The organism is Anaerohalosphaera lusitana (genome assembly GCF_002007645.1).
Classification (GTDB): Bacteria; Planctomycetota; Phycisphaerae; order Sedimentisphaerales; family Anaerohalosphaeraceae; genus Anaerohalosphaera; species Anaerohalosphaera lusitana.
Map to the genome: position 1 here is coordinate 961,470 of NZ_CP019791.1, position 12,857 is coordinate 974,326.

Sequence of the window (12,857 nt, forward strand, 5' to 3'; positions counted from 1 at the left end):
CTTTTGAGGTGGAATTTCTTGTGATTATGGCGGGGCGGGGTAAAATATGGCTGTGAGATTACTGTTCAATTGAGGTGCTGAGTATGCGTAGGATGGTATTGGTAGTTTTTTGTGTTGTAACGATGCTGTGCAGTGCCGGCTGCATGGATAAGATACTTGCGTGGAACGAAGATACAACGACCGATCTGCTCGGGCGCAAGGCGGATCTGGTTGCCACGCTTGCGGAGATAGATGCGGTGGCGGATCTGAAGAGCGATGACGGCAAGTACAAGGGCTTTATGGTTATTGCCAAAAGGCCCGGTCTGGAGATCCCTGCTCAGGAGCGGCTGATAAAACGAGTTTACGAAGAGCTTTATTTTGATGATGCCAAGGGTGATGTGCTGGTTACGCTGGTCGAGAATACGAATTTTTCGCACGAAGCCAAGCGTGAGATAATGGTTGGGCTGAACAATATCGAGAGTGAGGAAGAGAAGATCCGTGTGCTCGACGCGGTTCAGTTCAGGCGGATCGGTGTAAATGCCGCGATGGGCGAGCGAATGGGCGGCGCGGAAGAATAAGACAGTTTTGATACAGCATGCGGAGCTGTTAAGAAATAGTGATCACGCTCAATTTGAAAGGGGGCGGCAATGGGATTCATTGGTAAAACAACGGGGCTGCTTGGCGGTATTGCGGTTGCATTGGGGCTGGCAGGTTGTGCAGTCAGCCAGCAGACGGCATATACGAATGCCGGCAGTACGGTGACCAAAGGTGAGGTTATCGAGGAGATCGAGAAGGCTGTCGATGGGGCGGAGGAGCTCAAGGGTGAAGGTGAAACGGGGGCGGCCAGGGACGAACTGGCGGCTAAGGCCCAGGAGCTCGGAAGTAAGCTGGGCAGCAGCGACGCCGGTTATGTGCTCAGCGAGGCAGCGCGTGAGGAAGTTACGATGTCCGACGAGCAGGCGTTTGATTATCTCAAGCGGCGGATGGAAACTGCTGTGGATGCGCTAAAATTTGAGGCGAATGTCTCGGCGGATCTTCCCGAGGGCTGGCCAGAACCGAGCATGGTGGGGCTTGTACGCCTAAAGAAGTACCCCGTTGTGCGTATGGTAAAGGCTGAAGGTGCGGATCAGGGAGAGACTTTCGGTGTACTGTTCAGTCATATCAAGGAGCGAGAGATTCCGATGACCGCGCCGGTGCAGATGGATTATGAGGCTGAGGGAGAAGGGATGCGAATGGAGGCGATGTCGTTTTACTATCCCAGCGAGGAGGTCGGCACGACCGGGCAGGCGGATCAGGCAGTTGTCTTCGACAGCGAGCCGATGAAGGTTGTTAGTGTTGCTGTGAAGGGCGCTTACAACAAGGGGACGTATGAGCCTGCTGTTGAGAAGCTCAAGGCATGGCTGGAAGAGCAGGACAAATATGAGGCGGTTGGTGGTGTCCGCGTGCTGGGCTATAACGGCCCGTTTACACCCTGGTGGATGAAATACAGCGAGGTGCAAATACCGGTCAGTGAAAAGCGCTAACCGCTAAAAATAAGAAAAAACGCTCCCCAGCAGGCCGAGGATACGGTCCGGAGAGCGTTTTTTTTGTTTTTCAAGTTATTCGCCGTTCAGACTGCGATTATGCTATTCGGCGATAAATGGCGATTCGGGCAAGTAGAAGTAATCGTTCAAGACGATCTCTTCGGCGACCTGATTAGGCACGCCTTTGATATTTGTAAGCTCATGAAATCTCTCGGTTCTTTCTTTGGTGGTGTGTGCCATGTCGTAGAGATGTTCGCGAGTCTTGATCTCGTGGTAGAGGATTGGTTTGCGTTCAAGGATGTCTCTTTGCTCCGGAGGGATGTACTTTCCCATGTCCTTCTTTGCTTTGCGTTTCTGCTTTGGGCTCATGGTAAACCTCTCAAGAAGATAATAAAGTATTAACTTGTAACGCGTTAGATCAACTTATCTCTAACCTACCCTAGTTTACGAAATGATCGGGATTTGGTGCAAGATTAAAAGAGATTTTACGATGACAGCTTTCTAAAAGACAGGTACAGCAGGGTTTTTGGTTGTGTGACACTGATATTAGGGGACGGGGGACGAGGCTCAACGTTGTGTGCGAAGGGATTTTTCTTCACTTCGATCTGTTACATCCTTCTCCGAGCTGCGTCATAATATACGGAGGGAGGCGGCTGGGCATGATTCCGGCTTGGATGGTACGAAAAATGGCGTGCGGAGGAAGTGAATGCAGATAAAATTGGAGCTTTCAATCTGTTTTTAGTTGATTTATGCGGTGCGGAGGTTAGGGTAGTGCTAATCAACGCTTTTGCTGTTCGGATTGTTGTTAATTCGAACTGTCGCGGAGAGCGGAAATTTTGAACGGTTTTTGTGGGAGTATGCAAATGGTGAAGAGGATTCTGTTGGTTCTCGTTTCTGGGGTGATTCTTGCGGGGCTGAGCGGCTGTAATAAGCCTGCGACAGTGAATAAGGTTATCGAGGATGAACCTGAACGGCTGCTGGATTTCCGCAAGATAGTGCAGCAGGCCAAGGATGAAGTTTTTCCGACTGTGGTCTATATCAAATGTATCCGTGAGGACCATACGCAGGGTAAGAAGATGTCGCAGGAGGTGGGCGGCAGCGGTGTGATCATCTCGGTGGATGGTGAGGTGCTGACTAACTGGCACGTGGTGGACAAGGCGCTGGAAGTGCGGTGTCTGCTGTATGACGGCCGGGCTATGGATGCGGAGGTGCTGGGAACGGACAAGGATGCGGACCTGGCGCTTTTGAAGCTGGACAAGGGTGAAGATGAACAGGTACCGTTTGCGAATGTCGGCGATTCGTCGAAGCTGCGCGAGGGCGATTTCGTGATGGCAATGGGGGCGCCGCTGGGTCTTAGCAGGTCGGTCTCGATCGGGATCATATCATGTACGGACCGGTATCTGCCCGACGACAGTCAGTACAGCGTGTGGCTGCAGACTGATGCATCGATCAGCCCGGGCAACAGCGGCGGGCCGTTGGTGAATACCGATGGTGAAGTCGTCGGGATCAATACTCTGGGTGTGATATTCGGCGGGGACATGGGTTTTTCGATACCGAGCAACACGGTGAAAATGCTGGTGCCTCAGCTTCGCGAGCACGGCGAGGTGAAATGGAGCTGGCTGGGTCTGCAGCTTCAGGCGCTGCGAGATTTCGAGAAGGATATTTATTTCGACGGTGACCAGGGCGTTATCGTTGCTGAGACCGACCCCGAGAGCCCGGCAAGGCGAGCGGGTCTGCAGCCGCGGGACAGGATCATGAGCATCGCGGGGCGTGACGTCCGCTGTCTTACGCAGGAGGATCTGCCGGCGATACGCAGAACTATCGGCATGCTGGAAAAGGGCGAGATCGTGACGCTTCAGTACAGCAGGGGCGGTGAAATCAGGACCGTGGAGCTCAAGCCGACCGATAAGGGCGCGGTCGAGGGTGAGGAGCTGGACTGCCCTCGATGGGACATGACGGTCAAAGAGATCAACCGGTTTGACAAGCCTGATCTGTACTTCTACCGGAACGAGGGCGTTTTCATTTACGGTGTGAAGTATCCGGGCAATGCCAGGGATGCCGGTCTGCGTGAGAATGACATTATTTTGAAGATCGACGGCGAGAAGGTCAAGACGCTCGACGATGTCAGCAGGATACGCAAGGAGCTTGTGGACAAGGTTGACGAAAAGTCGAAAGTAGTCGTGAGTGTTCTGCGCAAGGGGCTGCTGCGGCAGTGCGTTCTTGATTATTCGCGGGACTACGAGAAGGAATAGAGTTGAGTTTTAAAGCAGCGTCAAATGATAAATTGATTGCAAATTCAAGGAGAATGCGATGAGATCGAAGCTTCTTATGTTAGTCTTGGCATTGTTTGTGTGCGGATCTGTCTTTGCAGCGGAAGGGATGGATGAGCAGGATAAGTTTACGCTTGCTGAAAAAGTTGAGCTGGCGAAATCGATCAGTGATTCGGTAGTGCAGGTGCGTTACTATCTCAAGACCGACAAGGGTGAACAGCCCGAGGGCGCGAGTGTGCAGCGGTACTGTCCAAACTGCGGAAGTTATCACAGTTATTCGACGGGCAGTGAGTTGATCAAGGAAGAACGGCCTTTTGAGGCGGCTGGTTATGCGATCGGCGATAATAAGTTTGTCGCGCAGGAACTGACAATTCACCCGCGTTTTGTTGAAGATGTGAAGATCGCGTTTAACGGCAAGGAAGTTGATGCGGAAGTTTCGGCTTATGCCAAAGACTGCGGCGTGATGATGCTGGAAGCGGAGGAGGAACTTGCAGGTGTCAAACCATTGGAGTTCAATCCGGACGCCGAAGGTGATCTTGTCGCGGTTGAATACGACAAGGCGAATGCGCAGTGGGGCATGACGGTCAAGGGTTTCAGTATCAGTGCTTCGGTTAAAGAGGACGGGCTTACCTGCGGTGTCGGTTCTGCCAGCGGAGTGATCATGAACCGCCAGGGCGATGCCGTCGGGATATGTTTGAGCATGGAGATGCCGCTGGATGATGGATGGAAGGGTTCGCCCGCGGACTGGGAGCTGGTGCCTGCCGGCGAGATGGATGCGATGGAGGATAAGATCGAGCAGATAGCTGATGGCGGTTTGCTTCGTGTTAAGCTCAATCTTCGCAGCCCGCGGAAGAACCAGTCTTCGATGGGCTATTACAGCAGCAATGATGATGAGGAGAAGACCGAGATCGATACCTGCGGTGTGCTGGTGAATGCTAAGAAGCTGCTCGTGTTGAAAAAGCTCAAACCCAAGGTCACTGCCCGTCTTGAGAAGATCACTGTTTATCCGGCAGATGGTGAGCCGGTGACCGCAGAGTTCTCCGGGACGCTGAAGGACTACGGCGCATTCGTTGCGGAGCTTAGCGAGGAGCTCGAGGGTGAGGTCGAGCTGTCGCAGGCTAGTGTTTTTGATTATCGCAACAAGCCATTGATCTATGCGCTGGTTCGGGTTCAGGGTGACAGCAAGGTGAGTTATTACGGGCACAAACGTATCGCGCAGTTTCAGGAAGGATGGAAGAGTCAGATTTATCCGCAGGTCAGCAGCGGCAGCTATGATGAAGAGGGCAAGATGTTTTTGTTTGATTCGGCTGGTCGGCTCGTTTCGATGCCGATCGCAAGACGCGAGAAGGTCGAGAGCGACCGGGGTTATTTTTACGATGATGATACACTGATGACTTACTCGGGATATCTCAATCCGGTGCTGGCTGATCTGGCGAGCAATGTTGATCATTCGAATGTGCCGTTGACCGAGGAAGAGGAGAACCGGCTCGCGTGGATCGGTGTAGAGCTTCAGCCTTTGAATCAGGAACTGGCGAGGGTGAACAATGTCTCTGACATGACCAAGGACGGAGAAAACGGGGCGCTGGTCAGTTATGTTTATCCGAATTCGCCTGCTGCGAAAAAGGGAATCGAGCTTGGTGATGTGCTCATACGTCTGCATATCGAGGGCGTCCCGCAGCCGATGGAGGTTGATCTCAGCTCGGGCTACTTCATGGAAAGCTTCCCGTGGGATCAGTATGACATGATACCGGGTGAGTACTTCGATCGGATACCTACGCCCTGGCCGAACGCGGAAAATACGTTTACGCGGGCACTGACGAATGTCGGCTTCGGCAAGGAATACACCGCTGAGTTCGCGCGTGACGGTGAGACGTTTACGAAGGAATTCGAGGTGACTCAGAGTCCGGCACATTACGGCAGTGCGAAAAAGTTCAAGTCTGAGGACCTGGGCATGACGGTGCGGAACCTGACGTATGAGGTCCAGCGGTACTTCCAGCGAACGGACGATGATCCCGGCGTGATCGTGAGCAAGATCGAGCCGGGTGAGAAGGCGGCTGTGGCTGGGATCAGACCCTACGAGATCATAACGCATGTGAACGATAAGCCGGTAAGTGATGTGGAGGCGTTCGAGAATCTGGTCAAGAACGGCGAGGAGATGCGTTTTGCGGTCAAGCGTATGACCAAGGGACGGGTCGTGAAGATCAAGACGGATGCCGGCGGGGATGAAACTGCCGAGGCTGAAAATGAGGAATCTGACGAAACCGTCACCGCGGGGTAACTTCTAATCGCAGGTATTAGTGAATTTCAGGGCTGGTCCGATTGGACCAGCCTTTTTCTTTTCATATGGGCTATGAAGCGGGGGGGAAGAGTTGAGAAAATGTCTGATTTAAGGTTGCCTGATGCGGGGTGCGCGCGTTAGAAGAACATAAGAACGAGGGCGAAAAAAATATTTGGCTGACAGAAGCGAGAGTGTAAGAGCAGCCTCCATAAGTCTTTACTGTAGAGATGTTTATGTCGAGATGCTGGAGGCGGTTGTTAGGGCTCGCTTTTTGGTGGGAATAGTATTGACATTTTGGCTGTTAAAAGGTAAATAGCTGAGCCATTAAGTGGAACTATTGTTGGTGATTTATGGACGAATATTTCAGTAGAAACGAAAATAAGATTATGAGGGCAGAGAGTTGGCAAATGTATTTACTCAAGCATCACTACAAGTAGGTACGGGAATGCAGGACTACGGGGGACTCAATGGGGTTTTGGTAGGCAATCGCATTCCTAAAGATTATTTCGTGACAGAGGGCACGGGTCAAAGCGACATTACTGTGCACGCGGGCAGCTATCATCTTGCGCTGCGCAACGCGGGCATAGAGATGTGCAACATCATGTGCTACTCTTCAATCCTTCCTAAGATCGCACGGCAGATAGATAAGCCTGCTGAGCTTACGCACGGGTCGGTCATGGAGACGATTAGTGCGGTTGCGACGGCGGATCGCGGTCAGCGTGCTACGGCCGGGATTATCTACGGCTGGCTGCGGCGGAAGGACGACGGCGAAAAGCACGGCGGACTGGTCTGTGAGTACAACGGTCATAAGGCCGAGGCGGACGCGTGTGCGGAACTGCGGTCGAGTCTGAAAGAGCTGTATACGAACGGCTACAGCGATGACTTCGACATGGACGAGATCGTGCTGCACAGTACCAGTTTCGTGCCCGAAAAGCGGTACGGGACAGCGCTGATCGCACTATGCTTCGTCAATTACGTCGTGCCGATGCTGGGCAATACGCAAGGCCTGTAATCAGGTCTTTTTACAGATAGAGCAGCATATGCGGGGATTGTGCGCGCCACTTGTAGATGGATGGATTCTATATGTTGACAATGCGTGCAAAGTTTGGTGACGCAAAAAGCGTGGGCCTGCATTCGGGAGGGATATGCAGGCCCACTTCACGTAAAAGCGCTCTCGGGAGGAGAAGGAGACTTTTATTTTTAAATTTTCATGTAATGCTCAAAAGAAAAGTCCGAGCGGAGACAGTTTTGGCCAAAAAGTCTTGCATTTTTTGCCGAAAAATGGTCTAATTGTTCTCGGCCTGGCACAAGCGCACACACACATGCCTGGCCAAGCACCCAAGCGGGCCAGCGATCCCTGCCACATCGTCGCTGGCCCTCCTTTTTTAGTTCCTTTTTGGGAGCCACCTCTATACTGCAGGGCCTAATGGAATTGGAGCATCTTTTCGGGAAAAAGTGCGCAAAAATTTCGCTGTGAGGATATACGAATTTGCTGAACCGAGGCCCTCAGGGCTGTTGGTGTGTCTAAGTTGCTGTCAATAAGGGAGTTACGGGTTTAGGCGGCAGGGCTTGTCGATATGCGTTTTTTAATTGCGGACTATTCGCCTTTTTTTGTGATTTCGGTTTTTCTTTGCTCCAGCCTTTTTTGGGCATTGGCGAAGCGTCTTTTCTCATCATCGGTTGCAGGTTCGAGGGGAGGGATTACGGTTGGTCTGTGTTTTTCGTCCAGGGCCACGAATGTCAGGTGCGCGGTGGTGGCGACGGTTGAGTTGCCTGTGTATGGGTTTTCTTTAGTGACCTTCACACCTACTTCCATGGAGGTTCTGCCCACATAGTTAACCGAAGCCTTCAGCAGGACGTGGTCGCCGATGTTGATCGGCTGGCGGAACTGGATCTGGTCAATCGATGCCGTGACGACTTCGGTGCGTGCGTGCCGCTGGGCCGCCATGGATGCGACTGTGTCGATCCAGGACATGATCGTGCCTCCGAAGGCCGTGCCGTGGGGATTTGCGTGGTGGGGCATAAGCAGGTAACGTGTGGTGACGGCACTCTGGCAGGGCTTTTTAGGCTTCTGATCGGCCATAAGTCTATGCTCCAGAATAATTTATCGATCATGCACATTTCGCGTCAGTAATTGCGGCTGTCTGTGTCTATAAATAAAAAAAGAGCGGCCAAAAAGCCACTCTTTTTTCACGTTATACTGTGAAATGTGTTAGTTTCGCAATCTATGCAACTACGTGGACCTTGCGACCCTTGAACTGTACTATGCCTTCCTTGAGTGCGAAAAGCGTGCAGTCCTTGCCGAGGCCTACGTTAAAGCCCGGCTGGAACTTTGTGCCGCACTGGCGTACGAGAATCGAACCGGCCTTTGCCTGCTGGCCGCCGTAGAGCTTGATACCACGATATTGGGGATTGGAATCCCGACCGTTTCTTGAAGAACCTTGTCCCTTCTTATGTGCCATTTTTAAATCCTCAAACTGCCTAAGTATTTACAGACCTTGTCTAAAGCGACATATAATACGGGTGGGGGACGGCGTTGTCCAGTCAAATTTTGGCATAAAAGCCAATTATCTGGCCCTTAGTTGTGTTTTCAGTGCTGGGGGGACGGGTTATGAGGTTCAATTGAGCCTCAGCGATTCCGGAATTTTTCTTGTGGCGTGGGAAAAATGTGTATTGTTTTATGGTGGTAAGGCCCTATAATATAGTTCATAAAGGGTTTTTGGAGGCGATAATTGGATGTTGGCAGATTCGGGTGGTGAAACCACTTCGCTGTCGAATGGCGATATCATTTCCCGGATCTTAATTTATTACTCGGGGTTTTTGAGAAGGGAGAAGATGATGAGGACTAACAGAATTATTTTATGTTTGATGGTGTTGGCTCTGTTTAGTGCAGGGGCAATGGGTGCATTTATTGTGGAGACCCACAGCAGCGGCCGGGGCAATGCAAATTTCAACGCTGTCAACGGAGATCCGCATTACTCAAGTCCGACATCGGGTGCGCCAGGGCTTACTGCGACCCATCATGCATGGGGCAGCTACGGGGCGTTTCCGGATATTTACGAATTTTCGTATACTCCCGGAACAGATGCGGACAACTGGGCTGTGCCGGACTATCAGTATTTCGGCAACGGTGACTACACGACGGGCAAGCCTGGCGGTCAGACGGGCTACTACAATGTTTATATAACATTCCCAAGCAGTATCAATGTGTCTTCGCTCTGTGACATAACCGTTACAAGCGACGGCGATCCAGTTGTTCTGACTGGGGTAAACATGAATACGGGCGGGACCACTACCGAGGGTCAGCCATGGCTTGGTGCCAATGACAGTTGGTGGATGATCGCCGAGCGGGTTCTTCTCACCGAAGGCCAGACCTACACAGTCACGCAGGCAGCGCAGGATGATTCATATGTTTCTATGAGATCCGCAGGTGTTATGTGGGAGTTCGTCGAAACGCCTGAGCCGACTACGATCGCTTTGCTTGGATTGGGATCGCTGGCATTGAGGCGCAGAAGAAAAGCATAAGAAGTTATTAAGAAGTCAGGGGCAGGCTTCGACGAGTCTGCCTTTTTTGTGGCTTGCAAGGATGCAGGGCGCTGAACAGAAGCACGGAAGAGCGTTCTTAAGTGCAGTGGAGAGAACAGTATGATGGGGAACTTTTCTATCAAGTGGGGGAGTTTTTTGAAACGGGGGGGGATGACATTTTTTGGTTTTGTCATTTGCTCATTAGTGACGTCTGTTGGGTTCGCACTTCAGCCGGGGTTCGATCAGGTACTTGTTAAGGAGGTCGGTGTAACCCGCGCGTGGGGCGTAGGGGCAGGCGACTTCAACAACGACGGGATCGAAGATATTGTTACCGGCGACACCTATGGCGATGTACATCTTTATCTTGGCAACGGTGACGGAACTTTTGTTGACGGCGGTGTCGTCATTAACCAGACCTATCACAATGCGTATGCTCTGGCAGCAGCGGATTTCAACGACGACGGCAATGACGATTTCGTACTGACGATGACTGGAGATTACGGCACGACGATCCTGGACGGTCAGGTGCATCTGTATCTCGGCAATGGTGACGGTACGTTCGTTTCCAACGGCTGGCCGCAGGCGGGGCAGGTGGTCGGTGATGCCGGTACCGATGTGATGGCTGTTGCTGCGGCGGATGTGGACGGCGACGGCGATGTCGATCTGGTTGCCGGTGATGTTACCGGTTCGGGCAACAGTGCAGCGGATGTGACGCTGTATCGCAACCAGGGCAACGACACATCCGGCAATCCGACATGGGCTGCGGAGACGATCGTTTCGGCGACGGGTGTTGTAGACCCTGAGCTGCCGCCATATTATCCGCCGACCAGCTATATGCATGGTTACGGTGTCGCGTTCGGCGATCTGGACGGCGACGGAGATCAGGATCTGCTTCTGAGTGACCGGGCGAGCTATGCTTATGTTTACCGCAACGATGGTGCGGGAAATTTTGCGCCGATCCGCTACAATGCGATAAGCACCAGACCTTTAGCGCTTGGCAGACTGCATGCGGTCTTTACCAGCAAGCTGTCATTAAGCTGCGGAGATTTTAACGGTGACGGTCTTGTCGACTTCGTAACCGGCGGCAGTGACGGTGACTGGGAAGGCGTTGTCGATCTGTGGCTCAACGAGGGAAATGACGGATCGGGAAATCCGCAGTTTGGTTTCGCCGGCAATATCGGAGCGAACGGTACGGATGCCAAGGGTATTGCGACACTTCAGATAAACAGCGATACAGACAGTTACGTTGACGTTGTGTTCGGCAATTACGAAGGCGTGCTTACCGGCCTTTTGACGGACAGGACGGATACGGACGGTGACGGCATTATAGACAGATACGACAATGCGCCGCTGTATCCGAATGCCCCGCGGCTGGATATGAATGACGACGGCGGGATCAATTCGCTGGACCAGCTTGACAATGATCAGGATGGCGTGGGTGACCCTGCGGACGCTGATGACGATGATGATGGTGTCGATGATATAACGGACAACAGCCCGATGGTCGCCAATGCTGACCAGAAAGACACTGACGGCGACGGCAGGGGCGATGCTTCCGATCCGCTGAACGATACCGACAGTGACGGTGACGGCATTCTTGACGGGCCGATAGATCCTGAGCTGTACATGCATGCGATGCAGGCCAAGGGTGAATGGTCGAAGAGCGATACGCACTTCATTATCCGCATCGATGCACTTGGCAGAGCGTTCCAGAACGAGTTTACGCAATTGATGACGGATGCAGCGATCTGGGGACCGACCGAGTGGGAAACTAAAAAGCTCGAAAACTATAACGGCATCGGTGACAGTCCCGCAACGAGCGGTTACCAGGTGCCTTCCGATCTGCCGGGCGGTAAATCCACGCCGCTTACGCTTGTAGTGATCCCGAGGAGGATCTGGAATGCGTTCGGTGATCCGGATCCGGTTGCCTGGATGAACGACAGGCTGGCGAATGACAATCTCGAGATCGGTCAGCACGGCACTTATCACGCGAACAATACTATGCTCGGCGACTGGGCAAGCGATCCGACCATCAACTACTATTCGTGCGAGACGTGCGGTTTTACGATGGAAGAAATGTTCCAGTATCTGCGTGTTGGTAAACGTACGCTGCTCGGCGATTACAGTGATATGTGGCTGCAGGACAGCGGTGCCGATCCGGCGACTTCGCCTTATGTTGACTGGACGAACGCAGCGAATCCGCTGATCAGTTATGCTCCGCCGTTCAACACTTCGGATGCTCCCAGCCGTGACGCAATCAGCAGGCTTGGTTACCTTGCGTTCAGTGCGAGCATATGGGAAGAGAACACTTCGATCTTCACGCCCGAAGGTTCGCATCACGAGCAGTTCGATCAGTTCGGCATGTATCACGCGAGTGCCGATCTGCAGGTCGATCCTGAGTACAGCGGCAGTGACACGATGACGTACACGGAATACCTCAACAGCATCACGCAGTTCGGGCAGTTGAACACGTGGCTGATCGAAGAGGTTGAATGGTGCACGCGTTACTGTAACGATTTGCCGCGACTCGAACCATGTGCAGCCTCTCCGAGCGGTCTCAATCGTGAGACGAACATGGTCGATCCGGACCGATGGGCGAAATGGCTGACCCTGCTCGACTTCGTCAACGCGAACGGCCAGCCGATGACGCTTGGTGATTACGCACTGGCGGTAAGTTTCGACAACGCACCGACGGTTGCGAACCCCGACCAGGCGGATGCCGACCATGACGGTATCGGCGATGTTATAGATGATGCTGTGATCGCCAGTGACGGAGTTACTCTGGCTTGGAACGGTGATGTTGCCGAGGGTACACTGACGGCAACCCTGACTGCAGGCGGAAACGGTATTGCGGATCAGACTGTTCAGATTTCATGGGACAGCGACGGCGATGGTACCGACGAGCTGCTCACCGCAACGACAGACAGCACCGGCACTGCAACGGTAACCCTGCAGTCCGCCAGAAGTGGCGGCAGCTATCTTTGCGATATCTACTGGGACGGCATACTCGTCCAGTCGAGTACAACGGTTGAAGTCACTGTGCCTTGTACGCTGGCTGCTGACCTGACGGGTGACTGCCAGGTGCGTTTCGATGATTTCGCGGTACTTGCATCGGAGTGGATGATGACCGGTGATACCGCTGATTGCGCACTTACGGCGGACATAGCAGGCAGTGACTGCACGGTTGACATGGCTGATCTTGAAGTGCTGGCTGGTGAATGGCTTAATTAGTTAGACGGCAGTTTCTATAGAATGCAAAACAGGAGGTGCTAAAAAACAGCG

Annotated in this window: 10 protein-coding genes; 7 read left to right on the top strand and 3 right to left on the bottom strand. The window is 52.8% G+C overall.

The genetic code is table 11. The features are described 5' to 3' along the window. Positions 1–83 precede the first annotated feature (83 nt). Positions 84–557 (top strand): hypothetical protein, encoded by a 474-nt coding sequence (locus STSP2_RS04140; RefSeq protein WP_146660116.1) that lies wholly within the window; start codon positions 84–86, stop codon positions 555–557. A gap of 69 nt (positions 558–626) precedes the next feature. Further along, positions 627–1,502, top strand: a complete 876-nt coding sequence (locus STSP2_RS04145; protein ID WP_146660118.1) for a heme-binding protein — start codon at positions 627–629, stop codon at positions 1,500–1,502. Between the two features lie 102 nt (positions 1,503–1,604). On the opposite strand, the gene STSP2_RS04150 is transcribed toward STSP2_RS04145, so the two are convergent. Next, positions 1,605–1,871: a hypothetical protein gene (locus tag STSP2_RS04150; RefSeq protein ID WP_146660120.1), complete on the bottom strand. Its 267-nt coding sequence runs from the start codon at positions 1,869–1,871 to the stop codon at positions 1,605–1,607. A 494-nt stretch (positions 1,872–2,365) separates the two neighbouring features. Here STSP2_RS04150 and STSP2_RS04155 point away from each other — a divergent pair, with 494 nt between their 5' ends. The 3 genes from STSP2_RS04155 to STSP2_RS04165 all read left to right on the top strand — a co-directional run bounded on the left by STSP2_RS04155 (position 2,366) and on the right by STSP2_RS04165 (position 7,062). Continuing rightward, on the top strand, positions 2,366–3,754 hold the full coding sequence (locus STSP2_RS04155; protein WP_169852977.1) for a trypsin-like peptidase domain-containing protein: 1,389 nt from the start codon (positions 2,366–2,368) through the stop codon (positions 3,752–3,754). Positions 3,755–3,812: 58 nt separating this feature from the next. Continuing rightward, the gene (locus STSP2_RS04160; RefSeq protein WP_146660123.1) at positions 3,813–6,050 is read left to right on the top strand and encodes a Do family serine endopeptidase; all 2,238 of its coding nucleotides are present in this window, start codon (positions 3,813–3,815) and stop codon (positions 6,048–6,050) included. Positions 6,051–6,450: 400 nt separating this feature from the next. After that, positions 6,451–7,062 carry a pyruvoyl-dependent arginine decarboxylase gene (locus STSP2_RS04165; protein ID WP_146660125.1) on the top strand — a complete coding sequence of 204 codons (612 nt, stop codon included), beginning with the start codon at positions 6,451–6,453 and terminating at the stop codon, positions 7,060–7,062. A gap of 585 nt (positions 7,063–7,647) precedes the next feature. Here STSP2_RS04165 and STSP2_RS04170 read toward each other — a convergent pair. Together STSP2_RS04170 and rpmA are read right to left on the bottom strand one after the other, a co-directional pair. Next, positions 7,648–8,133 (bottom strand): acyl-CoA thioesterase, encoded by a 486-nt coding sequence (locus STSP2_RS04170; RefSeq protein WP_146660127.1) that lies wholly within the window; start codon positions 8,131–8,133, stop codon positions 7,648–7,650. 142 nt (positions 8,134–8,275) lie between these two features. Continuing rightward, positions 8,276–8,512: a 50S ribosomal protein L27 gene (gene rpmA / locus STSP2_RS04175; RefSeq protein WP_146660129.1), complete on the bottom strand. Its 237-nt coding sequence runs from the start codon at positions 8,510–8,512 to the stop codon at positions 8,276–8,278. A 436-nt stretch (positions 8,513–8,948) separates the two neighbouring features. On the opposite strand from rpmA, the gene STSP2_RS04180 reads away from it, so the two are divergent. Both STSP2_RS04180 and STSP2_RS04185 read left to right on the top strand, forming a co-directional pair. Then, a complete protein-coding gene (locus STSP2_RS04180; protein WP_169852978.1) occupies positions 8,949–9,575 on the top strand; it encodes a PEP-CTERM sorting domain-containing protein in 627 nt (208 codons plus the stop codon). Between the two features lie 120 nt (positions 9,576–9,695). Further along, the gene (locus tag STSP2_RS04185) at positions 9,696–12,806 is read left to right on the top strand and encodes an FG-GAP-like repeat-containing protein (RefSeq protein WP_146660133.1); all 3,111 of its coding nucleotides are present in this window, start codon (positions 9,696–9,698) and stop codon (positions 12,804–12,806) included. The last annotated feature ends 51 nt before the right edge of the window (positions 12,807–12,857 follow it).